This is a genomic window from Lysinibacillus sp. COL-1 (assembly GCF_059814265.1).
The window spans coordinates 229559-254854 of sequence record NZ_JCAWSJ010000003.1 but is presented as its reverse complement, the minus strand read 5'-3'; the positions used below and the strand labels follow the sequence as shown (position 1 = coordinate 254854).

The 25296-nt window shown below is 36.1% G+C and carries 25 protein-coding genes; 6 read left to right on the top strand and 19 right to left on the bottom strand.

All coding sequences use genetic code 11. The features are described from left to right. Nucleotides 1–140: 140 nt before the first annotated feature. Entirely contained in the window at nucleotides 141–848 is a 708-nt protein-coding gene (locus tag AC6BKE_RS05635) for a DsbA family oxidoreductase (protein WP_036119248.1), read from the bottom strand. Between the two features lie 123 nt (nucleotides 849–971). Here AC6BKE_RS05635 and AC6BKE_RS05630 point away from each other — a divergent pair, with 123 nt between their 5' ends. Further along, entirely contained in the window at nucleotides 972–2351 is a 1380-nt protein-coding gene (locus AC6BKE_RS05630; RefSeq protein WP_340835333.1) for an FAD-dependent oxidoreductase, read from the top strand. Nucleotides 2352–2484: 133 nt separating this feature from the next. Here AC6BKE_RS05630 and AC6BKE_RS05625 read toward each other — a convergent pair whose 3' ends face one another. After that, complete coding sequence (locus tag AC6BKE_RS05625; protein ID WP_141904283.1) at nucleotides 2485–3411, bottom strand: manganese-dependent inorganic pyrophosphatase; 927 nt, start codon at nucleotides 3409–3411, stop codon at nucleotides 2485–2487. 454 nt (nucleotides 3412–3865) lie between these two features. Here AC6BKE_RS05625 and AC6BKE_RS05620 point away from each other — a divergent pair, with 454 nt between their 5' ends. Then, nucleotides 3866–4669 carry a GNAT family N-acetyltransferase gene (locus tag AC6BKE_RS05620; protein ID WP_499856135.1) on the top strand — a complete coding sequence of 268 codons (804 nt, stop codon included), beginning with the start codon at nucleotides 3866–3868 and terminating at the stop codon, nucleotides 4667–4669. A 112-nt stretch (nucleotides 4670–4781) separates the two neighbouring features. Here the strand turns inward: AC6BKE_RS05620 and AC6BKE_RS05615 are convergent, their stop codons facing one another. Next, the gene (locus tag AC6BKE_RS05615; RefSeq protein ID WP_036128356.1) at nucleotides 4782–5648 is read right to left on the bottom strand and encodes a MurR/RpiR family transcriptional regulator; all 867 of its coding nucleotides are present in this window, start codon (nucleotides 5646–5648) and stop codon (nucleotides 4782–4784) included. Nucleotides 5649–5953: 305 nt separating this feature from the next. Continuing rightward, entirely contained in the window at nucleotides 5954–7183 is a 1230-nt protein-coding gene (locus AC6BKE_RS05610; protein ID WP_051891771.1) for an MFS transporter, read from the bottom strand. A 204-nt stretch (nucleotides 7184–7387) separates the two neighbouring features. Between AC6BKE_RS05610 and thrC the strand changes: the two genes are divergently transcribed. From thrC to AC6BKE_RS05595, 3 genes are all read left to right on the top strand, one after another. Beyond that, nucleotides 7388–8440 carry a threonine synthase gene (gene thrC / locus AC6BKE_RS05605; protein WP_036128358.1) on the top strand — a complete coding sequence of 351 codons (1053 nt, stop codon included), beginning with the start codon at nucleotides 7388–7390 and terminating at the stop codon, nucleotides 8438–8440. Then, nucleotides 8437–9336 (top strand): homoserine kinase, encoded by a 900-nt coding sequence (thrB, locus tag AC6BKE_RS05600; protein WP_499856133.1) that lies wholly within the window; start codon nucleotides 8437–8439, stop codon nucleotides 9334–9336. Before thrC ends, thrB begins: the two co-directional genes overlap by 4 nt. Before the next feature lie 119 nt (nucleotides 9337–9455). After that, nucleotides 9456–10142, top strand: coding sequence for an MtnX-like HAD-IB family phosphatase (locus AC6BKE_RS05595; RefSeq protein ID WP_499856132.1), 687 nt, complete (start codon nucleotides 9456–9458; stop codon nucleotides 10140–10142). 48 nt (nucleotides 10143–10190) lie between these two features. Here AC6BKE_RS05595 and zupT read toward each other — a convergent pair whose 3' ends face one another. From zupT to AC6BKE_RS05555, 8 genes are all read right to left on the bottom strand, one after another. Then, nucleotides 10191–11000 (bottom strand): zinc transporter ZupT, encoded by an 810-nt coding sequence (gene zupT, locus AC6BKE_RS05590; protein ID WP_036128366.1) that lies wholly within the window; start codon nucleotides 10998–11000, stop codon nucleotides 10191–10193. Nucleotides 11001–11377: 377 nt separating this feature from the next. Continuing rightward, nucleotides 11378–11986, bottom strand: a complete 609-nt coding sequence (locus tag AC6BKE_RS05585) for a phosphatase PAP2 family protein (RefSeq protein ID WP_036128368.1) — start codon at nucleotides 11984–11986, stop codon at nucleotides 11378–11380. A gap of 84 nt (nucleotides 11987–12070) precedes the next feature. Further along, on the bottom strand, nucleotides 12071–12202 hold the full coding sequence (locus AC6BKE_RS05580) for a hypothetical protein (RefSeq protein ID WP_255358824.1): 132 nt from the start codon (nucleotides 12200–12202) through the stop codon (nucleotides 12071–12073). Between the two features lie 37 nt (nucleotides 12203–12239). After that, nucleotides 12240–13139 carry a hypothetical protein gene (locus AC6BKE_RS05575; RefSeq protein WP_036128369.1) on the bottom strand — a complete coding sequence of 300 codons (900 nt, stop codon included), beginning with the start codon at nucleotides 13137–13139 and terminating at the stop codon, nucleotides 12240–12242. 422 nt (nucleotides 13140–13561) lie between these two features. After that, entirely contained in the window at nucleotides 13562–14173 is a 612-nt protein-coding gene (locus AC6BKE_RS05570; protein ID WP_244504882.1) for a response regulator transcription factor, read from the bottom strand. Further along, complete coding sequence (locus AC6BKE_RS05565; RefSeq protein WP_051891772.1) at nucleotides 14157–16403, bottom strand: sensor histidine kinase; 2247 nt, start codon at nucleotides 16401–16403, stop codon at nucleotides 14157–14159. Before AC6BKE_RS05565 ends, AC6BKE_RS05570 begins: the two co-directional genes overlap by 17 nt. 47 nt (nucleotides 16404–16450) lie before the next feature. Beyond that, on the bottom strand, nucleotides 16451–16609 hold the full coding sequence (gene comX, locus AC6BKE_RS05560) for a competence pheromone ComX (RefSeq protein WP_036128375.1): 159 nt from the start codon (nucleotides 16607–16609) through the stop codon (nucleotides 16451–16453). 12 nt (nucleotides 16610–16621) lie between these two features. Further along, nucleotides 16622–17524 (bottom strand): polyprenyl synthetase family protein, encoded by a 903-nt coding sequence (locus tag AC6BKE_RS05555; RefSeq protein WP_036128377.1) that lies wholly within the window; start codon nucleotides 17522–17524, stop codon nucleotides 16622–16624. Nucleotides 17525–18111: 587 nt separating this feature from the next. Between AC6BKE_RS05555 and AC6BKE_RS05550 the strand changes: the two genes are divergently transcribed. After that, a complete protein-coding gene (locus AC6BKE_RS05550; RefSeq protein WP_036128391.1) occupies nucleotides 18112–18651 on the top strand; it encodes a hypothetical protein in 540 nt (179 codons plus the stop codon). 91 nt (nucleotides 18652–18742) lie between these two features. Here the strand turns inward: AC6BKE_RS05550 and AC6BKE_RS05545 are convergent, their stop codons facing one another. From AC6BKE_RS05545 to menC, 7 genes are all read right to left on the bottom strand, one after another. After that, entirely contained in the window at nucleotides 18743–19057 is a 315-nt protein-coding gene (locus AC6BKE_RS05545; protein WP_036128393.1) for an antibiotic biosynthesis monooxygenase family protein, read from the bottom strand. 1 nt (nucleotide 19058) lies between these two features. Next, nucleotides 19059–20084, bottom strand: a complete 1026-nt coding sequence (locus tag AC6BKE_RS05540; protein WP_036128395.1) for a siderophore ABC transporter substrate-binding protein — start codon at nucleotides 20082–20084, stop codon at nucleotides 19059–19061. Between the two features lie 66 nt (nucleotides 20085–20150). Then, nucleotides 20151–20912, bottom strand: coding sequence for an iron ABC transporter ATP-binding protein (locus tag AC6BKE_RS05535; protein ID WP_036128397.1), 762 nt, complete (start codon nucleotides 20910–20912; stop codon nucleotides 20151–20153). Then, nucleotides 20909–21862, bottom strand: coding sequence for an iron chelate uptake ABC transporter family permease subunit (locus AC6BKE_RS05530; RefSeq protein ID WP_036128399.1), 954 nt, complete (start codon nucleotides 21860–21862; stop codon nucleotides 20909–20911). Before AC6BKE_RS05530 ends, AC6BKE_RS05535 begins: the two co-directional genes overlap by 4 nt. Continuing rightward, nucleotides 21855–22805: an ABC transporter permease gene (locus AC6BKE_RS05525; protein WP_036128401.1), complete on the bottom strand. Its 951-nt coding sequence runs from the start codon at nucleotides 22803–22805 to the stop codon at nucleotides 21855–21857. Before AC6BKE_RS05525 ends, AC6BKE_RS05530 begins: the two co-directional genes overlap by 8 nt. Nucleotides 22806–23090: 285 nt before the next feature. Next, a complete protein-coding gene (locus AC6BKE_RS05520) occupies nucleotides 23091–24143 on the bottom strand; it encodes a YkvI family membrane protein (RefSeq protein WP_036128403.1) in 1053 nt (350 codons plus the stop codon). Nucleotides 24144–24185: 42 nt separating this feature from the next. Beyond that, nucleotides 24186–25292 (bottom strand): o-succinylbenzoate synthase, encoded by a 1107-nt coding sequence (menC, locus tag AC6BKE_RS05515; protein ID WP_089934442.1) that lies wholly within the window; start codon nucleotides 25290–25292, stop codon nucleotides 24186–24188. Nucleotides 25293–25296 lie beyond the last annotated feature (4 nt).

Sequence of the window (25296 nt, the reverse complement as noted above, 5' to 3'; positions counted from 1 at the left end):
CAAGATATATATCAATCTTAAAAAATTTCACCTAAAATGTCAACGTTACTTTCCTCAGACTTTTGACTGAAATATTATGTTAAGATTCTTTCATTCATCTAACAAGAGGGGGTATAAAGCTTTACTCCCCTCTGTGTAAACTACAATTTACAGTTATCATCTGTACATACACCCTCATCATCAGAGCCAGCCATCTTTAACTTTGGTTGCAAACCCTCTTCCTCAGCAACTTTACGTAGTGTATCTTCAAATACCTCCTGTGGCTGAGCACCTGAAATACCATATTTACGATTTAAGACAAAAAATGGTACCCCACGAACACCAAGTTGTAGACCTTCTTGAATATCTACTTCTACTTCGTTTTTATAATCGTCACTTGCAAGAACCTTTGCAACCGCTTCACGCTGTAGCCCTACTTGCTCAGCTATCTCTAATAAAATGTCTTCTTGGCCAATACGCTTTCCTTCAATAAAATGGCTGTGTAAAAGTAATTCCACAAGTGCTGTAACATCTCCCTGTTGTTCAGCCCATTTCACAAGTCGGTGTGCTTTTAGCGTATTTTCTTCCATCAAATTGCTAAAGTCGTAGTTTAAGCCCACTTCTTTTGCACGTGCCGTTACGCCCAATGTCATTTCCTTAGCCTTTTCTAAAGACATTCCATATTTCTTGGCTAATGATTCATATACAGTACTAGTCGATTCTACTGGTGTAGTTGGATCTAATTGATAGCTTTTATAAACAAACTCCACTTGCCCTCCAAAGCCAGTATCTTCAATCGCTTTCTCTAATTGCTTTTTACCAATATAACAAAATGGACATACATAGTCAGACCAAATTTCAATTTTCATTACACTCACTCCTTTTGCTTCATTGTAGCGATAGAACAAATCACAAGGCAATATTTATGCTTCACTGCATAAATTTTCAAGCCCTTCTACATACTGAACATAAAAACAATGTGAGGTTTCAATATGACACAATCTCTGTGGCTCGCATCAACCGAGTCAGTCTCGCTAGCTTCTCTTACTTCCTCAACAACTTGTGATGTATGTATTATCGGTGGGGGCTTAACAGGTTTGTATACAGCCTATACTTTAGCAAAAGCAGGTGTGGATGTAGTTCTACTTGAGGCGAATACCCATTTTGGTCACGGAACGACAGGGCATTCCACAGGAAAATTAACAGCACAGCATAGTATTGTCTATGCGAATCTGTTAGAAAAACTATCTATAGAAGAGGCGCAGCTTTATTATCAGCTCAACCAACAAGCCATCGAGAAAGCTAGGCAATTACTTCCGACACACAGTGTTCGATCAGTGGACTCACTGTTGTACTGTCAAACAAAAGAAGGCTATGCACAATTATTAAAAGAATGGAATGCCTATAAGGTTTTAAATATTAAATCTAAAATTACCTCTGAGACAGAGCTACCGTTTCCTATCACCAAAGCATTATGTATGTCACAGCAAGCTCAAATAAATCCTTTAGAGGTGAGTAATTTCCTTGTCAAAGAGGCACAGGCAATGGGGGCAAGACTTTACAGCAATACTCGTGTTCAGCAATTAAACATATCACAAAATAACTTACATACCGAAAAAAATATGTCGGTTCAATACAATAAGCTTATTTTGTGTTCGCATTATCCCATTGAGGCGTTTAAAGGACTCAAACTTTTTAAACTGTCCAATAGTCGCTCTTATATGATTGCTAGTAAGATTTCCGAAACGATGCAGGGGCAATATCTATCCGTTGATTTCCCTTCCCGTTCGATTCGGACTGCCACGGTAGACAAGGAACATTATTTAGTAATGGGTGGAGCGAATCATATAGCTGGCGAAACCGTTCATACGGAGCCGTATTATGAAGCAATTTCCAATGAAATGAAGGAACACTTTGAACAACAGCCACTTTATCGATGGTCAGCTCAAGATATTGAAACACCTGACATTGTTCCTTACGTTGGAAGAATTACAAACTCCTTACCTAATGTACTGATTGCTACTGGCTACCGTAAATGGGGGATTTCCAATTCCTTTGTCGCTGGTGACATCTTGTCCACCCTGATTACAGGCGCACAGAGTGAGGATGGTGCCATTGCCCTTTATTCACCGTCACGTACAAAATTCGGCGCGCAATTCATGCAGATGCTTAAAGTAGGGGGCTTTGTTGCAAAGGAATATATAGCTGGTTATATGAAGAACGCCAAAGCACCGACTTGCACCCATTTAGGCTGTAAAACGAAATGGAATGAAGCAGATGAGACATGGGATTGTCCTTGCCACGGTTCACGCTTTAACGCTAAGGGTGAGGTACTTGAAGGCCCAGCAGTACAACCATTAAAACTCGATTAATATGAAAGCTGGATAATTTTCGAATGAACTAAGCAATTTAAACAGAAACCCCGAACTATTACGAAATATTAATGAACATTTCGTAGTTCGGGGTTTTCTTTGGCTAAAATTCTTTTGTCCCAGCCTCTGCCTATTATTTTAGTGCTTCCGTTAATACTGGTACAATTTGTTTTTTACGAGAAACAACACCTGGTAGTACAACACGGTTGTTAATGAGTTCCGCACCGAATCCTTTTGCTGCCGCTTCTGCTACTTGTCCAATTGCAACAGCAGTTGAATCATTATTTAAAATGTCTGTCACAACGAAGAAGAATAAATCTAAGCCGTTTTCTGCAACGTTTTTATTTAATAGGATTTCTAGTTCTTCTTGACGATTAAGTACATCATTAATATCAACTGCATTAACTTGGGCTACAACTGATTTGTACTCACCAAATTGGAATTCTTTCGCATCTAATGATAAAAGATCTTCTAGTGATTTATCAGATAGGTCAGCCCCTGCTTTTAGCATAGCTAATCCATAGTCTGCAACGTCCACACCTGCAATTTTTGCTAGCTCTTCACCAGCTTTTACGTCTTGCTCTGTACAAGTTGGTGATTTAAAAAGTAATGTATCAGAAACAATTGCTGATAACATTAAGCCAGCAATATTAGCTGGTATTGCTACACCATTTTCCTTAAAGATTTTGTTTAGAATTGTTGCTGTACAACCTACTGGCTCAGCACGATAGTATAGTGGATCTGCTGTTTGGAAGTTTGCAATACGATGGTGGTCGATTACCTCTGTAATTTGTACTTCCTCAATACCATCCGCTGATTGTTGGAATTCATTGTGGTCAACAAGAATTACCTTGTCCGCTTCCCCTACTACAGAAGAAATTAAACGAGGTGCTTCAAAACCAAATTTATCTAATGCAAACTGAGTTTCATTATTAATATCTCCAAGACGTACTGCCTCAGCTTCTTCACCAATTTGCTGTTTTAAATAGGCATATACAATAGCAGACGTGATTGTGTCTGTGTCTGGGTTTTTATGTCCAAAAACTAATACTTTACTCATTCAATCAATTCCTCCTAAAATAGCACTTACATTTGTATTTTATTTTATCATATCTTATAGCCTAATAAGTGATAAAGTGTAACTTTGAATCAACGAAGCGTCATCAAACTCACTCGAAAATTTGCTCTAAAAGCATTTGCTGAATCCAGATAAAATCTTACTGCCTATCATTTATTATATAAAAGAATAATTAATCTTTAAATACATACTTTGCAAATAAGATATATATTATAACTACCTTATGTTGCTATAACTTTTATTGGGTCTACACACTCCTATAATACTCTCTATTTTTACCAACCTATTTTTAACATTTAATAGTAAAAATGCATCTTTTTAAAAAAATAATTAGTTTATATAGATATTTAGTTGGGTTTTCATATTTAAGTCATCGTAATTTTATGCTATCATCAGATAGTCTATATTTTTGGATATTCAGGAAATGGGGATTACGATGACAAAGAAGATGGAAAAAAAGTACATTCCTTTAGCAAACTATTTTGAAGTAGCTTTACAACAAGAGATCACTTTATCCTTTAGTGAATTAGAAAACATTATGGGACAAGTATTACCAAACGCCGCCTACTTAAATAAGAGCTGGTGGAAAAAAACTAAGCCCCCTCTCTCACACTATTTATCTTGGACCAATGCAGGTTATTATGTTATTGATGTTAAATTAGGGACAAGCGTAACTTTCTCACGTTCGCAAATGAAGCCAACTGAAAGCAGTACTTCTAACAATGAGGAAAACCCATCTGCATACATAATTCGAGGGATTGAAGCATCCGATGCTAGATCATTCATTCATTTACAAGAGGAAATCTTTCAGCAAACTGACTTCATGTATAATGTTCAAAATGAAGTAGATCTAACGGTCCAACAACTTCGTAAAAATTTAGCCTATTGGAAACAGCTAAAAAACCGCACAATACTACTCTGTGTATTAAATGGCATTTTTGCAGGCTATGCAGTCATTCATGGGTATAAACAATCGAAAGCTAGACATGTTGCTTCTGTTCGCTTAGCAGTAAAGGAAGAACATCAACAAAAGGGCATTGGCTCTGCACTGATGAACGCTGTTGAAAATTGGTCTAAACAGCGAGACATTTCTCGTCTAGAGTTAACGGTGATGGAACATAATAATGTAGCGTTACACCTTTTTACAAAACTAGGGTTTCAACAAGAAGGCATCCGACAAAATGCCATTAAATTAAATGATACGTATGTGAATGAATATAGCTTAAGTAAAATTCTATAATTCATTTTTCCTAGATGTCTAAATCATATTTGGACATCTTTTTTTATAGTGAATTTCATAAAAACACGCATAGACCTGTGTGTGAGTACACACCATCTATGCGTTGCCTACATTAAAAAACCTGCTTCTCTCTAGCAGCATCTAAGAATAACACATTACTTTCAACTTGCTCATAGGATTGCTGATATTTTTCATATTGTCCCTTATCTTGACTCATCATTTCCTCTAACAAGGCATGCAAAAAGGAAAATAAGACTGGTGCAATGTTTAGTGAAGAATGCTTTTTTGTGCCAAGAGCAAATAATGCACTGGCATATTCTCGGATAGGGGAAAATGCAGACCCTGTAATCGCAATAATCTTTACTTTCTTCATCTTGGCAATTTCAACAATCGTCTTCATATCCTTCATCTGTTTATCAAAGGATAGCACAATGAATGTCGTATGTTCGCCCATACTATTCATTTGATTAACGAGATCATCCGAGTCTAAGCGAAGCTGCTTAATATTAGAACGTAATGTTTTTAATGTGTTGGCTAACCAATTGGCGACATATGCATTGTGGCGAGTACCAAGAATATAGATATGATCTGCCTCATGCATCCATTTCGAGCTTTTTTGAATTTGCTGATCGTTAATCAATTGAATCGTTTCTTGAATATTTTGGCTATCTTGTTGCATGATCTTACCAAAGCTAGAATTAGTTAATTTTTTTACTGTATATGTAGGTTGTAGATTTACCCCTTCATTTTGAGACATCATATATTCTCTAATTTCCTCTTGCAATTCTACATATCCTGATAAATCCATGGCATAACAAAAACGAATTACTGTAGATTCACTTACATTCGCCAGCCTGCCAACCTCTGCTGCTCCATTAGCAATAACTGTAGTGGGATTATCCATCACAAATTGTGCTACTTTACGCTGCCCCTTTGACAGCCTTACAAACCTTTTCTTTATATCCTCATGAATACTCATTCCTAACAACCTTTCTTTCAATGACCTTATCACGAACGGGAGATTGTTTCCTACTGACTCAAAATTCGATTAAAAATACAGTATCACGATTACAATTTGAATACAATGACTTTTCTGAAAAATCTTTAACACATTAATCTGCTAATAGAACAATTTGATTTACCTTTTTATATTGATTTGTCATTTTAACAAATAAATTCGTAAAATTGAATAAAAATTAATAAATACTTATTTTTATGTATTTCACTAGCGAATATAAACAAAAAAGTCCTGGATTCATTACTCTGATCCAGAACTTTTTATTTTTATTCTAATTCAAGCTGCTTTGTTTCCCTTCCAAGGAAGATGACACCCACCACGCCTATAATGATAGCACCACAGAAAATGGCAAAGATAAAGCCTATATCATAGCCTGCCGTTAATAAAAAACCAACGAGCAATGGACCAAAAATACCTCCGATTCGCCCAACAGCTGCCGCCATGCCAGCACCTGTGCCGCGAATAATAGCCGGATATTGCTCAGGTGTATAGGCATATAATGCACCCCATGCCCCTAAGTTAAAGAAGGATAAAAACATCCCTGAAATTAACAATACGGCAAGTGTATCTGCATTCCCAAAAACGAAAGCACTTCCAGCAGTACCAATTAGATAGGAAACAAGGACAAATTTACGGCCGAACTTTTCTATAAACCAAGCTGCTGTAAAATAACCTGGCAATTGAGCTAATGTCATGATTAGAACATATTTAAAGCTTGTAATCATATCAAAGCCCTTTCCAACCATTACACTTGGCAGCCATAAAAACATGCCATAATAGGAGAATACAACTGTAAACCATAATAGCCACAGCATAAACGTAGAACGTGCGTACTTCTTCGACCAAACTTCTTTCATATTTTGGCCAATACTGCGTTTTTTGGATTCTTCCTTCACCGTAAATTGTGGTGAGTCTGGCAAATGCCAACGAAGATAAATAGCATAAAAGGCTGGAAGTGCTGTTAATATAAGGGCCACTCTCCATCCCCAAGTAGGGATAACGAAATATGAAATAAGTGCAGCAATTAACCATCCTGCCGCCCAAAAGCTTTCTAATAAGACAACTACACGCCCTCTTTCCTTGGCCGCTACACTTTCAGATACTAATGTTGAAGCTACAGGTAATTCTCCCCCTAGCCCCATACCTACTAAAAAGCGTAAAATTAAAAATGCAGTTAATGTAGTTGTAAAAGCGGATAGTCCACTTGCAATAGAAAATAGGACCAGAGTCCACATAAAAATTTGCTTTCGCCCTACTTTATCAGCAAAAACACCAAAGAAAAGTGCTCCTACAGCCATCCCGATTGAATTAACACTACCTATCCAGCCAGATTGACTTGGTGATAGTCCCCATTCAGCTGCCAATGCCGCAATGACGAAGGATAATATACCAACATCCATGGCATCGAAAAGCCAACCTACCCCCGCTACACCTAAAAGTTTATTTCTAGAAATGGATTGCTGAGGTTTATTTGTTACTACTGTATTTGTTGTCATACCAACCACCTGTCTTTACACTTGACTTTACATTACAAGATTACTATACAGTTGTTTCAAGAAAGTGACAAGTAAAATTCAAATTACCGAATTGTTTCGACAATTAATGAAATGCTATTGAAATAATAGTACGATTTGCGTTAAAATGTCTTTTATACAAAAACAACTGTTCTTCCTATAAGAACAAAAGGAGATCGTATCGTTATGTGGAAAGGCCTTATTGAAGAATATAAACAATTTTTACCCGTAACTGAAAACACACCTGCTTTAACTTTAAACGAAGGCAATACGCCTCTTATACATTTAGTGAATTTATCTAAGAAACTAGGCATTGAGCTTTACGGAAAAATTGAAGGTGCAAACCCGACAGGCTCATTTAAAGACCGAGGGATGGTATTTGCCGTTGCAAAGGCTATTGAAGATGGAAGTCAATGCGTTATTTGTGCCTCTACAGGAAATACTTCTGCAGCTGCGGCAGCTTATGCAACACGCGCTGGTATTCAATCCATCGTTGTTATTCCGAAAGGAAAAGTCGCTCTTGGTAAACTTGCTCAAGCTACCATGTATGGTGCAAAAATCATCGAAATTGACGGTAACTTTGATGATGCCCTTAATATTGTTCGCCAAGTAAGTGAAACGACTCCTGTCGCACTTGTAAACTCTGTGAACCCATACCGTATTGAAGGTCAAAAAACGGCATCCTTTGAGATTGTAGATGGCTTAGGTACAGCACCTGATTATTTGTGTATTCCAGTAGGTAACGCAGGAAATATTACTGCATACTGGAAAGGCTTTAAAGAATACCATGCAGCGAAAAATTGCGGTCTACCAAAAATGTATGGCTTTGAGGCTGAAGGTGCCGCAGCTATCGTCAAAGGAGAACCTATTGCTAATCCTGAGACAGTGGCAACAGCCATCCGAATTGGTAACCCTGCTAGTTGGAAATTGGCAGAAGCAGCTCGTGATGAATCTGGCGGTATCATTGATTCTGTTACAGATGAAGAAATTGTAGCTGCCTATAAATTAATCGCAAGTACAGAAGGTATTTTCGTTGAGCCTGGCTCTGCTGCTTCTTTAGCAGGTGTTATTAAGTCAGTTGAAAACGGAAAAATACCACAGGGTGCAAAAGTTGTCACAATCTTCACTGGGAACGGACTAAAAGATCCTGATACAGCTATGAACGTTTCTACTGTAGAAGTAGTGTCCCTTAAAAATGATGAAGAAGAAATTCGTGCATATATCGAGGGTGTACTATGAGTAAAGTGTGGCAAATCTCAGTTCCTGGAAGCACGGCCAACCTAGGGCCAGGCTTTGATTCGATAGGACTCGGCTTGTCCCTTTACTTAAAGCTTACCGTTACTTTACAAGATCAATGGAATATTATCCATCTCGATGATAATGGTCCTAAAGAGTTTGAGCTTGAAGAACACTTACTATACGTCATTGCTAAAAAAATTGCAGATCAATATGATCAGCAACTACCTGCTTGTCGTGTCGAGATGACTAGTGAACTTCCATTAGCACGTGGCCTTGGAAGCAGTGCAGCTGTGATTGTGGCAGGTATTGAACTTGCTAACCAAGTATGTGAACTTGATTTAACTGTTCAAGATAAGCTCAATCTCTCCTCACAGATTGAAGGACATCCAGACAATGCAACCGCTTCTGTTTTAGGGGGATTAACCATTTCCTCAATGGATGACAACGGAATTGTCGATACATTTCATATCAATGATATCGAGGCATCATTTGTGGTATACGTACCAGATGTTGAGCTCAAAACGAGCGAATCTCGTTCTGTTTTACCAGAACAACTAAATCGCGCCTATGCTGTTCGTGCTTCTGCAAATGCGAATATGTTAGCAGCTTCCTTAATGGCACGTGATTTCGAGCGTGCTGGTCATTATATGGAGGCTGATTTATTCCATGAACCATTTCGTGCAAAGCTAATTCCTGCCTATGCAGAAATTCGTACTGCTGCAAAAGCTAACGGTGCATACGGTACCGCTCTAAGTGGCGCTGGGCCAACGTTGATTTCCATTATTCCTTCTGCTATTGCTACTGACTTTGTTCAGTTAATGACAAAGCAATTCCCAGAGCATCAAGTAATTTTAACAAAAGCGGATGAACATGGTGTGCAAGTCCATAAGCAATAAATGTTTGAAACGTCTACTACCCTAGTAGGCGTTTTTTTGAAAACAAGTACTTATAAAACTAATATGATAGAAGTATAGAAAAGGATATTTTATACGTGCTTTTCTAAGGAGGAACTATCTTGAAACCAATTATATTCTGTGATTTCGATGGCACGATAACAGAAACTGATAATATCTTTTCATTAATGACTGAATTTGTACGAGAGGATTCTGAAAAAATTGCTAAAGCCATGATGGAACAAACCATTTCATTTAAAGATGGGCTTTCTGCTATGTTTCATCTACTTTCTACTCAACAAAAAGATGAAGTAATTCAATATCTTATGGATTCAGCAGTAATTCGTGAGGGCTTTGGGGATTTTGTTCACTATGCTCAAGACCATAACATACCATTTTATATTGTAAGCGGTGGCGTTGATTTTTTCATTGAGCCTCTAGTTGAAAAATATGGTCCTTTTTCGGGCATCTACTGTAATAAAGCCGATTTTTCAGGTGAACAAATAGAACTAATCTATCCAAATAACTGCGACGAGGAATGTGTTAAATATAGCACACAAGGTTGTGGTTGCTGTAAACCTAGCGTGATGCGGAAGGTTGCAGAGGAGGATCATTTTAAAATTGTGATTGGTGACTCTCTTTCTGATTTTGAGGCAGCTAAACTAGCAAATATTGTTCTTGCTAGAGATCATCTCGTTCAGCGCTGTGAGGAGCTTCATATTCCATATAAACCTTTTACTACATTTCATGATTGTCTAAATAGTGTACAAGAGCTTGTGGAATCAAAAAAGGCTGTTCCTACAATATAGAAAAATAACAAGGGAGCCACTTTAAATGACTCCCTTTTCCTATTTTAATTATGCTAATAATACTAAGCTAATGGCCATGACAGCCATTCCCCCTACTAGACCATACATGGATAAATGTGTTTCATCGTATCTTTGCGCTGCAGGTAATAATTCATCTAATGAAATAAAAACCATAATGCCTGCAACACCAGCAAACACGATACCAAACATTACATCTGTTAAAAAGGGCATAAGGAGCAAAAATGCTACTAGTGCACCGACAGGCTCTGCTAATCCTGATAAAAAAGATAACTTAAAAGCTTTTCGACGATTGCCCGTTGCAAAGAAAATAGGGACTGATACAGCAATGCCTTCTGGAATATTATGAATGGCTACTGCAATAGCAATAGCAATCCCCACATTTGGGTCATTAATAGCTGACATAAATGTAGCAATGCCCTCAGGAAAATTATGAATGCCAATAGCGAGAGCTGTAAAAATACCCATCTTCATCAAATGCTCTTCATTGACCTGAGGCTTCACTGCATTCACATCTTCAACTAGCTTTACTTCGTGAGGATTAGTAGCCTTAGGAATAAATTTATCTATTAAAGCAATAAATAACATCCCGCCAAAAAATCCGAGAATTGTCATCCAATAGCCATTTGTTGTGCCTAATGCGTCGGTTAAAGCATCTTTCGCTTTAACAAAAATTTCTACAAGGGATACATATATCATGACCCCTGCTGAAAAGCCCAATGCGAATGATAAAAATTTTGTATTTGTTCTTGATGTAAAAAAGGCGATTAAACTACCTACACCCGTTGCAAGTCCGGCAAAAAGAGTCAACCCTAGTGCCAGTAAAACATTTCCGTCCATTCCCTTCTTCCTTTTCTCTTTTTATTATTGTACTCATCTTAACTTAGAAGTTTCCTATACACAATTCTTTTTTATAAGGTAAATATCATTCTTTACAATAGGGAAATCATGCTCATTCATTAGTATATAAAAAACCGTGAGCACATTCTTTCTGAGAGAGTCACTGCCTCCCGTTTCATCTACTTCTACATAGAAGATAATCAAATATAGCAAAGACAGAGACATTTTGCTTATCTTGCTGTCACGACTGTGATGTTGTGGGGAATTTAAAGAAATGCTTATAAAAAGGACCGAAACATGTAAAAAGGAATCGAGATTAAATTTCTCGATTCCTTTTGTAGACAGTACCAGTTCATCCTGATACTACTTATACTTTTTTATTTATGGTTTGATTGAAACGATTTTTTACGACGTTCATACCAGATGACACAGATGATAAACCAAGTATATCCCATACTCCAACCTGCAAGCACATCCGTAGCAAAGTGTCGAGCTCCTGCAATACGTGATAATCCAATGAGTACCATTAGAATTATTGCACCTAGCCACAGCACAATTTTACGACCTTTACTATTATTCTCGGCGAAAATATAAGCGATTGTGAATAAGTACAGAATACCCGTCATAGCATGTCCAGATGGAAAGCTAAAGGATGTCAGTTGGTTCTCCAATTCAGGACGTGGTCTTTGGATCCATTTTTTTAGTAATTGATTCAAAACATTGCCCGCTGCAAAAGTTAACACTACAAATAGCATGGCTCGATAATTTTTTACCTTCCAAGCTAAATACACCATTAAGACTACTGCGACAGCGACAACAAATTTAGGCTCTCCTATATAATGAAAGATCTCTATAAATCGATTACCAAAAAAGATCTCCGCCATCTTTGCGTCAAATGTATTCATGAACTCGCTTTGATAAGTAGCTCTTACTACGAAAAATACAATTAGCGTTAAAATTGCTAATGGATATGCCCATTTTTTCATTCTTTCACCTCAAAAACATTCATGCTATGATCTTCACATCATAACATAAATAAGTCTATTCTGAGCGAAATATAGACTCTCGTTTTAAGAAAGGTAAGCACGTTCGTATTCTTGATAAACATGGATGGATGCTTCTTCAGGTTTGTTAAAATAATCGGAAATAGCCAATGCAATAATAAACAAAATGGCTACTATAGGTAGTATTTTTCTAAACATCCTAAACACTCCCTTATCCTTTTTTGTTCCACTTCGTTTACTTGATTAACACAGGATCAAATAGCCAATCTTTTGGGCCAAAGTTTGAATCCTTTTCTCCTCTAACTTCACGAGAAATACCATTTTTTATAATCGTTTCTCTAAATCTTTTACTGAACAAAGTCTTTCTATAAAGATATCTTCCATCGTGACTACATTCAGCTGAGTAAAATACATCGCCTTTTAAGTGCTTTAAATCTTCATGCTCATAGGTATCAGGACCATTAATCACGCCATTTAAGCCGCAGCTACATGGAGGTTGTTCCGTTGCAAAATATAATTTTACTCTATCCTTGCTACATTCAGGCAGCACTTGCACAGGAATAATTTGATAAGCTAGTTGCTTTCCTTCTTCAGGTCCTTGATGGATAACCTCTAAAAGTTCAAAGCCTTCTAAATTTTCCTTTTTCATGAGTGATGCTAGTGCCTCAGAAGCAACCCAATAACCATTTACATGGACTAAATGGCGATCCTTCATTTGTGTAGTATCAATGACTATAGGTGATAACTGCTCTTTATCCATTAGACCACAGTATTTACAGTGTGTGCTTAAAGAAAATAATGTCCCTTTGTCCTCTAAGAACATTTCTGGTGAATTACCTGTTGAATTTAAAGTAAATAATGGTGCCCGTTCATATTCCATATCTGAAAATTCAAAGTAAAAACGTTCTCCTATTGAAACAATACCAAATTCGCGTTCTAATGATTTATATAAAGCTGTTACCTGTTCGTATGTTACATCTTCATTTAATGTAAAAATAGGATTAAACTTTGTTTTTAAATTTCTTTTTCTAATTTCAGGCGCACCAATCGCAATACCATGACGATTATAAACGTTAATAACTTGATCTTGACTAGTTTCATCTACGGAAAACAAATTTTCAAGTTCTACTTTCACAATACACGCCTACCTTTATAAAGTTTTATGGTGAAGTATATTGACTAGCTAGTAACATTCTACAATCTACTAACGCTACTTTATTCATAGATAGTCAGGCTGCTTATTCTAATAAAATCTATTGTCTATTACTCACTAAAGCAAATCTACTTAACCACCGTTAATTTAAGCGTACCAGTACTTACACCGTCTTTTCAACTTCGGGTTTACGCCAATTTTTTGGCGTGATTCAAGTGAAAATCTGGCGTGATTTGGCGGTCATAAAAAACACCGCCACTTTTTTGGCGGTGTTCCTAGTATTTTATAGGTTATTTCTCATATAAATATGGTTTTATTTTACTAAGGTAATATTTAGGATAGTAAACTCCCAGAAAGCTCCCTTTTTATTGAAAAATATACCAAGAGTATAGCATAGAAATAGTTTAGAGTAAATTCATTCTTTCAGCTAGATTTACAGCCTCTGTTCGTGAATCTACATTGAGCAGAGAAAAGAGTTGTGTCAAATATCTCTCAGTTGTTCGCTGAGGAATGTTTAATTCAATCGCGATGGCTTTATTTGTATGGCCCTCCGCAATCAATCTTAAAATTTTCTTTTCCTTTTCATTTAAATGAATATCTTTTGCATCTTGCAGTTTAAATTTATCATCCAAAAAATCCAAGAAATTTTTAGGTAAAACAATTTCTCCGTTTGCAATGGCTCTCACCGTTCGTAAAATCTGCTCTTTAGAGGCCGTTTTAGCTAAAATGCCTTCTATTTTTCTTTCCAAAATAAGCGGGTAATAATCCGTGATATCATCACCTGTATAGAGGATAACTGCAGCATTTGACTGAAAAGCTTTAATATTACGGGCTAAGTTAATGCCATTTTCGAGTGGCATATTGATATCAATCAAATAGATATCATATGGCTTATTTTTTATTCTTTGAATAACACAAGTAGCATCGCTTTCCGTATCAATGATAATATCATCATTCTCTTGAAATAAGTTTTTAGTTCCCTCTAATACTATTGGGTGATCATCCACTATGAGCATCGTAATCAAGTGTTTCACTCCCTTCTTTCACTATTATTCTAATAGACATCCCTTTGTTTATGTGAGCGTCAATATAAAATTGCCCATTAAATGCTTTTACACGCTCCTGCATACCTCGAATACCCATAGACTCTGCTACAATAATATCCTCCACGTTACAGCCTACACCATCATCATTATAAATGATTTCAAAGCCATCATTCATCTCATTTAAATGGATTTCAACGGATGCGGCATAGGAATGCTTTAACGCATTATTCAGTAGTTCTTGAAACAATCGATAAATCATTAAATTCATGCGCTCATCCTCTAAATAAAGACGATCGATTGTATAAATGAGCACAAAGTTAGCTCTTTCTTGAACTTTTCGAATTAACTTTTCTAATGCAGCATTTAAACCTAAAGTATCCAATAAAGGAGGCTTTAGATTTTCACAATAGCTCCGCAATTCATATAAAGAGATAAGCATTTGTTTATGAATTTTAGCAAGTTGCTCTTGAATATCCGATGTATTCTTTGCATTAACAAGGACATCCACTTCTCGTGCAATATGGAGTTGCTCTTGTAAATTGGTGTCATGTAACTCTTGAGCTAACTGGTATTTTTCTTCTTCAAACCTTAACCATAATAGCTTATTTAGCCATGGTAACTGACCATCGTCAGCCTGTTTCATATGCTTTAGTTCCTCTATCAGTTCTTCCACCATCTTTGTATTTTCAATAAAATTATTTACATACAATAGGAGCAATTCAAGCCATAAAAGCTCCTCATCTTTTAAATGGATCGTATTATTATGCCCCAAAACTAATGCTCTTTTATAATGTGCGTCTTGATGGAGAAAGGCTACATACACTTTGTCTATCTTTCTTATTTCTCCTAATCTCAACTCTTCCACAGTATCAGGATGAATCGTAAAACTTTCTCCAGCCATCGTTAAGAATTCATTCGTAACATAGTTATATGTTATGACAAAAACATCCTCTAACTCAAGATGCATAGAAACTTCATAAGCAAATTTCTCTAAAAGCTCGTCGATTTTAATGGTTTTACCAATTTTATCTACAGCAGTATATAGTTGATGAATATAGTCACCTTTTGTAGAAAATAGTATTTTCCGTTTTCGATAATCAACCTTTTCTTTTACGTAAAAGAGAATTACTAATGATGAAAATGTAAAAAGTGCTACTCCTGACATGACAGTCATAGTTAAATACTGTCCTGCAATAAAATACAGTCCCATAGTAATCCATAACGTAAAGCTTAAAGAGAATATGACATAATAGCGTAATCTTGTAATATGATACTCAATATCAAATAGCCTTTCCGTTAGTTGTGTAAAGATAAAGCTAAAAGGTATAAGCAATAAAAATAATGAGCAAATTTCAGCTGAAAGAATGTACGTATGAAAAAGAATTTGTGGAAGTGCATACAAAAAAAGAAATGGTAGAAACGGTATTAATATACTATTTAATAAAATTTTCAACTGTGGTGAGCTGTATTTGAAATAGCTTATTAGTAAAATACTAAGGATAATCACAAGGAGAAGAAGAAACATGGCTAATACAATATTGGAAAGAATATCGTTAGCAGCAGGATAAATAGTGCCTGTAAAACCTAGTATAAAAGCGATTATGGGGAAAACATAAAAGAGTTTGATATTATCCATAAATACCCAATTCGCTTTCACAAATAAAAAGTAATTTCTTAAAAAATGTAATAATAGGACTAAACATAACACCATACTACTACGATTGACGATAATACCGATCGCATCTAACCTACCAGAGACACCACTGCTCACATATGCTAATGAAACATTTAACATAAAAAGAATAAGTAAGTCTGCTAACTTTGAATTCCTTTGCTTGGAATGTAAATAAAACGCAATGAATAACGTCAAAAAATAATAACACGCCGGAACAAAAAATATATATAAAAATTGCTGAGGAATATCTAAGTGTCTAATATGTATGTTTATTAAACTTCCACTTGGCTTCATAACTGTTAAATCATTAGCTGATAATATTTTGGATTTATACTTCAGCTGATTTAAATGGTCAATTGGACGTTCATCTACCTTTACAATAACATCACCAATGGCTATATTTTGACTGTCCGCCCAGTCTTTATAATCAAGTTGAGTTACTACCCACTGACCATTTTCTTTTTCTACCTCAATATCAATATATGGCGCGCTATAATTCACATAATTTAAATAAAAGCCAATCATTAAATAGAGAATTATAGCTGGCCAAAATAATTTACTACGCAATGTTTTTAGTTCCAAACATCACTTTCTGCAATCATCTCTCCGCTAAATGCTTCTAGAATTGCTTTTTGTTCAACAGGTGAAACTCCAATTAATGAGGCTTTTTGTTCTTTTAATAGTCCAACTAGGCTAGGATTTTGTTCTAAATACTGGATTACATTAATCATACTAATCTCTCCTCATTTCATTAATTCTTGCAGATATATTTTACCTAATTCGTTTATCTCTACATTTTCAAGGTAATTCAAGGCTTTAAACTTGTAAACATTTTTTATTGTGATGGCATAGCGTATTGCTCCACTATTTGTCAACTCATTTTCTGTTGCATTTTGATCTAAAACTGTAACTATATCATCATTATAATAGCTGGCAACAGAATTTGAAATATCATTTTTCTTGGTTAAAAGGTATATAATAGGCAATGAATATTTTTTGTTTAGCAGGTCATTTTTAGGGCCCCACACTTTCAAGCCTTGTATATCATTTTTAATTTGCTGGATAATACCTATGTATTTCCCATACTCCTCTACTTCTTTAGAAACTTCCCCTTTTGCAAGTACTTCGCCAATCAAACAGCCCATTGCTGTTAAAGAGCCAGATTTCTGAGTTATCATTTGTACATAGGATTCTTCATCGCGGCAATTATTTAGTAAATCTAGTTGTTGACCATTTATACTTTGTAACGCGTATTTCTCAAGTAGTCTTATAGCAACTTGTTTATGCTCAAAGGAAGTGTCATCGATTGCTTTAGAAGCCATGATCAGCATTGCTAAGGCAACGTTTAATGATAACTCAGGTGTTTTACTCCAAATATAGTCTGAATCCTTATCCTGTATATCATCAATAATATCAAAGGAAAGTATTAAAAGTTCAATTGCCGCAGCTACTTTATAGATATCTTCATTTACTCCGTCAGAAAATGCTTCGTAATGCCAAAAGCATAACTTACCAAAGGAAAAACCTCTGGTTGTTTTTTCTTCTTTAAAGCTTTTTAACAGTAATTGTAGCTCATGTCCCAGTAATGTCTCATTTTCTATAAGAATGTCTAATGATTCATTAATACGTTCATCTAAACCGTTCAATAGTCCTCTCTCCTCTCTAGCATATTACTAGATATTATATAGATTAGTGGGAATTAATACTAGTAACATAATTAGGTAAGCCATATAAAAGCATTAATTCTTTTTTAGAGATAGAGACCGCCAAAAAATGGCGTTATTCATGCAAACCACGCCAGATTTTTGCTAATAATTACTAAAAAAATGGCGGTAGAGAACTAAGCACCGCCACTAAAGTGGCGTAAACTTACCCTTGAAATGGCGTTCTAACAGATGTTACGCTTATAGTAACTCGAGGATTAGTAATTTTAGCTATAGCAAGATTTTTATCCTGCTCAATATACTACTGCTATGTAAAACAAATGAAAGTACTGGTAAATGACTATCTGTACTGTCTTATACATATTTAATTTACAAATAAGGGGATCAGGACTTACGGTTTGAAATAAATATTATTTTCTGTATGTTTATTTCTGTCCTAATTACCTAATATACCAATTAACGGAATTTGATATTACTACAATATCTGTATTATTAGAACAAAAGATTTTATAGCAATAAATTAAACATTAGTGAACAATAAATTCTTTTGTACTGGGAGTGATTTAATATTGAAAAATGCATTAAATGAAACTATTTTCATACTTACGGCTACTTTTTCATGTAATATCTCTGTCTCAGCTGAAGAAATTACAATTAAACAGCCTACAATTGATCAACATCGAATGGAGCAAGTCATTATTCAATCCGAGTTAAAAGCTTATCAAGAAACTTTAGCAGCATATCAAGGTATTTCAACCGTATCAAATCTTATTAGTGATATTCCTGGATTTGAGGATACATTCCAACAAAAAAGGGATCTTTATATGGAGCAGCATGGCATTATAAGAGTTTCGACCGAAAGTTTATCCAGTATGGCATCTGTCAATCCTTTTACCTTTGGATTAAACCTAGATTCACCTTCTGTCTATATGACACCACAATACACCATCATCAATGCTAGAGGGCTAGAAATGGAGACGACGACTCAAGATCATTTTGATGAGCAAGGAAATACAAGCATTTCAGGATTGTCCATCAATGAAAGCACGATATCCTTTAATATGGATTCAACATTTAGTGGGTGGCGAAAAACATCAATCAAACATTAAAATATAGTTAAGCAGGTCACCATCATCAACGTGACCTGCTTTTATATGTATTAAAAAAGGTGCCTCAATCTCTTGAGACACCTTAAGGCTATTAACCTTTTACATAATAAACTTCTTGTCCACTTTCAATGATATGATCAGGCTTTGGCTTTCCTGCGCTTGCCTTGTGGCCGGCAATATGCTCAGGGCTCTTCTCCCAATTTTTCCATGCTTCTTCTGATTCCCAGCGAACCATCACTAGCACTTCCTCATCACCGCGGCGAACTTTCTTTACAAGAACCTGTTTATCAATATAACCAGGTTGTTGTTCAAGTAATGATGGACTGTTTGGCTTAGCACCAAAGCGTTCCACAACCTTATCCGAATTACCTTCCGTCACAACGATACGTTTAATTTGTACAAACATATTAGTTAAACGCCTTTAACACATCTTCAGCTTTTTGTGTTTCTGATTGTAAACCGCCACCTGAAAGGTACCAAACTTCCGGATCCAAGTAGAATACTTTACTGTTTTTCACAGCATTTGTTGCACTTACGATTTCGTTTTCAATTGCTGCTTTTGTACCTGACTCACCGTTTTCATTTACAACAGCGTCACGGTCAATAACGAATAAAATATCTGGGTTTTTCTCACGTACGAACTCAAAGCTTGCATTATCACCATGAGACTCAATTTTAAATCCGCCAGCTTCAGCTACAGCTTTTACACCATATACATCATGAATCACACCGAAACGTGAACCAGGACCAAATACAGATAATGAACCTTCACTACCTAAAACGATTAATGCTTTTTCTTCTGTTGCAGTTGCTTTTGCTTTTACTTCTTCTACTTTTGCTTCATAGGCAGCAATTGCATCTGCTGCTTCTTTTTCTTTACCAAAGATTTTACCTGCTAATTCTGTATTAGCTTTGAATGACTCTAAGAAGTTATTGTTATCTACACCAACATATACAGTAGGTGCAATTTTAGATAATTCAGCATAAGCTGCTGATGCACGACCAGAGATGAAAATAATATCAGGGTTGATTTCAGATAGTTTTTCATAATCAGGCTCGAATAATGTACCTGCATTTACATAAGTGCTATCTTTATATTTGCTTAAGTAAGCTGGTAATGAATCTTGTACTACAGCAGTAGGATTAACACCTAAAGCATCTAATGTATCTAGGAAACCATTATCAAAAACGACAACTTTTTCTGGCATTTTATCAAGTTTTACTTCTTCAAATGTAGTAGTGCTATCACGACCTTCAACTGTGCTTCCAGGAATTGTTAGTGGGTATACTGATGATTCTTCATTTTGTTCTTCAGCCGGTTTGTCAGTTGAAGTCCCTTTATCTTCTTCTTTTGCTTCGTCTTTTGAACCGCAAGCAGCTAATACTAATAGCATCATTGCCATTAATACCGTAAGTAATTTCCATTTTTTCATTGTAAAATTCTCCTTTAAATAATTTATTTGATAGTCAATTGATGGTTGATCCATCGATAACTATTTTTACGAATTAAAATAAACACAAATTCGACAGCCATCCTGTTCTTGAACAGGGATATCCATATCATAGATTTCCTTCAATGCATCTGAGTTAATAATGTCATTTGTAGGACCGTTTTTAACTACACGGCCATCTTTCAATGCCACGATATTATCAGAATAAACAGAGGCAAAATTAATATCATGTAATACGATGACCACTGTTTTCCCTAACTCATCAACAAGTTTACGTAAAATCTTCATAATCTGGACAGAATGCTTCATATCTAAATTATTCAATGGCTCGTCCAGTAAGATATACTCTGTATCCTGCGCAATAACCATTGCAATAAAAGCACGCTGACGTTGACCGCCTGATAGTTCATCTAAATAACTTTGTTGCATATCTTCTAAATTCATGTAGCGAATAGCTTCGTCCACTTTTTCTTCATCTTCAGGCTTTAGGTTTCCTTTTGAATAAGGGAAACGACCAAAGGATACAAGCTCACGAATGGTTAGACGGACATTCATAAAGTTTGATTGCTTTAATATCGAGACACGCTTGGCAAAATCATCTGATTTCCAACGACGTACATCTGCTTTATCGAGTAGTACTTCGCCAGTATCTGCATTCAGTAAACGGCTTACCATTGAAAGTAGCGTGGACTTCCCTGCACCATTCGGTCCAATAAAAGATGTGATTTTTCCTGAAACAATGTCAACACTTACATCTTGAACGACAGGCTTTTTCCCAAAAAACTTCGTAATTTCTTTGACTTGAATCATCCTGCTGACCTACTTTCTCTTAATAATAAGTAGATGAAGTAAACCCCACCCACAAAATTAATAATGACACTAAGTGTAGTACTGAAACCAAATACACGTTCAACCATCCACTGTCCACCGATTAAAGCAATAATACTCATGACACAGGAGCCAGTAATCAAAATAGAATGCTTGTATGTTTTGAAATACTGATACGATAAATTTGCAACAATTAAACCAAAGAATGTGATCGGCCCAACGAGCGCCGTCGAAACGGCAATCAAGATCGAAGCTAAAATCAACATACGTTGTACCAACTTATCGTAAGGTACACCTAAATTAATCGCTGTATCTCGTCCCAAGGACATCACGTCTAATTGATTCATGTGGCGAGCACCATATGCAAACGTTATTAAAATGATAACACCTGCTAGCCAAACTAAATCTGAATTGACATTATTAAAGCTTGCAAACATTTTACTTTGTAAACCTAAAAACTCATTAGGATCGATTAATACTTGGAAGAACGTCGTAATACTTCCTAAAAACGTACCAACAATCATTCCGACAAGCAGTAAAAAATAAATCGGTCGCTTTCCTTCTTTAAATAATACTCGGTAAAAAATTAAAGCGAATATAATCATCACTACAATAGCAAGCGTGAAATTATAGTAAATATTAATGACTAATATAGATGTAGAGCCAAAGAAAAAGTAGATGAATGTTTGAATCAACATATATAAAGCATCTAATCCCATGACACTTGGCGTTAAAATACGATTATGGGTAATTGTCTGGAAAACTACTGTTGAATAGGCAATAGCTATACCTGTTAACGACATCGCTACTACCTTTATGACACGACGTGGAAAAGCATAATGATAGTTACCATTTAGTGCCCAAAATAAATACAATAAAATGGCTATTACGGCAAGACCTAGTAAAATGAACATTTTTGTACGATTACGCATATGCTCTCCCCCTAAACAACATGAATAGGAAGATGGCACTTCCAATTACACCAACAGTCATACTAATTGGTATTTCATAAGGGAAAATCAGTACACGTCCCAAGATATCGCAGAATAATAAAAATGACATACCAAGTAATGCTGTATGTGGCAAGGTTTTTGCCAAATTATCACCTTTAAACAGTGAAATTATGTTTGGAATAATCAAACCAAGGAAAGGAATGACACCGACTGTTAACACCACTGTTGTGGAGATAAGGGCTACCAACACTAAGCCTAAATTCACCACAAATTTATAGGATAGACCAAGGTTTTTTGCAAAATCCTCTCCCATCCCAGCTACAGTAAAACGATTTGCGTAAATGTAAGCTAAAATAAGTACTGGCACACTTATGTATAACAGTTCATAACGGCCTTTCATGATTAATGAGAAATCTCCTTGTAACCATGCAGAAATGTTCTGGATAATATTCGCCTTGTACGCAAAGAATGTTGTAACGGAGGACAAAATATTTCCATACATTAAGCCAATAAGCGGTATAAAAATCGCATCTTTAAACTTAATTCGGTTTAATATTTGCATAAATAGTAATGTGCCGGCTAAAGCAAATATGAAAGCGAAGGAAATTTTTTGAAAATACGTGACATTCGTAAAGAACATCATGGAAATCAATACACCCAACCGCGTGGCATCTAATGTACCAGCTGTTGTTGGCGATACGAACTTATTCCTACTTAAGCTTTGCATAATTAAACCAGCAATACTCATACCTGCACCTGCTAGCAAAATAGCAACAAGTCTAGGTACACGACTAATTAAAAATAGTCTAGCTTCTTCTGATTGAAAGTCTAATAGGTCGCTAGGCTTAATATCTATTACTCCGATAAATAGCGACACAATAGACAGCACAATCGTTGCTGTTAAAAGATATCTTATTTTCATAGTAATCCCCGGTAGATTTCATTTTTGTGTGTAATTCACTTTCTAGTGAAAATGATTATCATTACTCACGTTTCCCATTATAAGCATGATTTTATTGTCAGTCAACCAACAATTGAGAATTATTCTCGTTTTATTGAGTATTAACTAAAAAACGTGTCTAATAAACAAAATATCAGTAAGTTCGCTAAACTCTACAACTGAAATAATTCACTATTTCTACAAATTTTTTATCCAAACAAAAAGGTAATTGAGAACAAAAGCTATCTCTCAATTACCATTTTTATATTAAATAATCTTCCTCGTACCCCTTAACCACGCAGAAACAATAAATATAATTAACACCAAACCTACATAGCCCATTACTGCATACAGCTTTGCCACTAGTGTCGTGAATCCTACAAGACTCGCTAGAAATCCGAGACCACCTATAAAAATAACTGCTACTCTAAAGCTAGCTTTACTAGGCTCGAAAAACCTTACCATGAAAGAATAGAGCATTCCTACGGCCGTATTATAAATCATCCCCAAAAGGGAAATTGCCATTAAAAGGCCCACTATAGGATGAATTTCATTTGCTAAGGCTAGCATTGGAATATCTAATCCAACAATGATATTCATTTTTGCTAGAAGGGAAAAATTAACAAGTAAAATTAAAGCACCTAACAAAATGCCACCAATTATGCCACCCATGCCAGCAACTTTGGCATTGCGTATAGAACCACACATAACCGTTAGTAAAGAAAAGCTAACCCCTACATTGAATGACATATACAGTAAGGCCGTCACCCACCAACTGTTTGCACTTACTTGAACCTGTTGGGCAATAACTGCCTGCTCTACAAAGGTAAGGTCCATCGTTGCTATAGCATAGATTGCGATAATAGAGACAATTGTTAGTAGATAGGGTGTGGCAAGGGCAATGATATTAATAATGCTTTTGACATCCATCATGACCGTAGCTACTGTAAGTAAGATCATACAAATACTCCCTAGCCAAATAGGTAGTCCAAACATTTGCTGAAATGTTGCACCCGCACCAGCAAACATAATTACGGCTACACCAAATAAAAAGAGAGATAATACAAAATCCAACACAAAGCCAATCGTATTCCCTGAAATTTGATAAATCAAATCCTTATGTGAGGCTGTGCGGAGTCTTGAGCTCACTTGAGCAATACACATGCCAACAATAGAGAAGCCAACCATGGCTAACAGCGCACCATATACGCCTTGAAAGCCATAGCTTGTAAAATAGAGGACAATTTCCTGTCCTGATGCAAATCCAGCTCCAACGATGATTCCTACATAGGCCCCACCGACTTGCAAGCTTTTTTTCAATCAGTTCTCTCCTCGTTTTTCCTTTATTGACTTACTAATGCTTTATTGATAGACCTCTGTACTAATCGTTAACTTATCAATAATAGTCATATTAGGCGCATACCCAATACCAACTGACTGCGACACCTCAATATAACCATCTTTCACTACTACTTCAGGATCAATTATATCTTCATACCAATAATGACTAGAACCTGCAGTATCACCAGGTAAAATAAAATGACTAAGCGATGTTAAGGCAATATTATGTGCTCGTCCGATCCCTGCTTCTAACATACCACCACACCAAACTGGAATTCGTTTCGCTTTACATAAATCATGGATTCGTTTCGCTTCTGTTAAACCACCTACTCGTCCAATCTTGATGTTAATGACACCACAGCTCCCAAGCTCAATCGCTCGTCTGGCATCCTCAAAAGATGTGATACTTTCATCTAAACAAATAGGCGTTTTTAACTTTTTCTGTAATGTTGCATGATCGACAATATCATCCGTAGCTAATGGTTGTTCAATCATTAATAAACGAAAGTCATCCAGCTGCTGAAGTATATTTATATCCTCTAATGTATAAGCAGAGTTTGCATCCACCATCAAAGGTAAGTCTGGTAGTTCCGCACGGATTGCTCGTACTACCTCAACATCATAGCCAGGCTTTATTTTTATTTTCACCCTTTTGTAACCCTTTGCAATATGACTTTTTATTACCTCTATTAATTGCGCAGTGGAAGGCTGGATACCTACACTGACTCCGACTTCAATACGCTGCTTTTGGCCACCTAATGCCTGTGCAAGTGATTGCTTCGTTAGTTGAGCATAGATGTCCCAGACAGCACCCTCTATCGAAGCCTTCGCCATACAATTTCGACGAATAGGGGCAAATAACGAATTGACCTCATCTGGATGCCCAATCTCTTTATGTAACAAGATGGGTATCAAAAAATCCTGTAGCATATGCCATGTGGTCTTTAATGTCTCTTCTGTATACCAAGGTGCTACAAAAGCAACGGTTTCTCCCCATCCTGTAATTCCTGACTCATCTCTTGCTTCTACTAATAACAGCTCTTTTTCATCGACTGTGCCAAAGCTCGTTGTAAATGGTGTTTTCATGGGCATTTTTAAGTGCCTTAACGTTATCTTTTCTACTCTCACGATA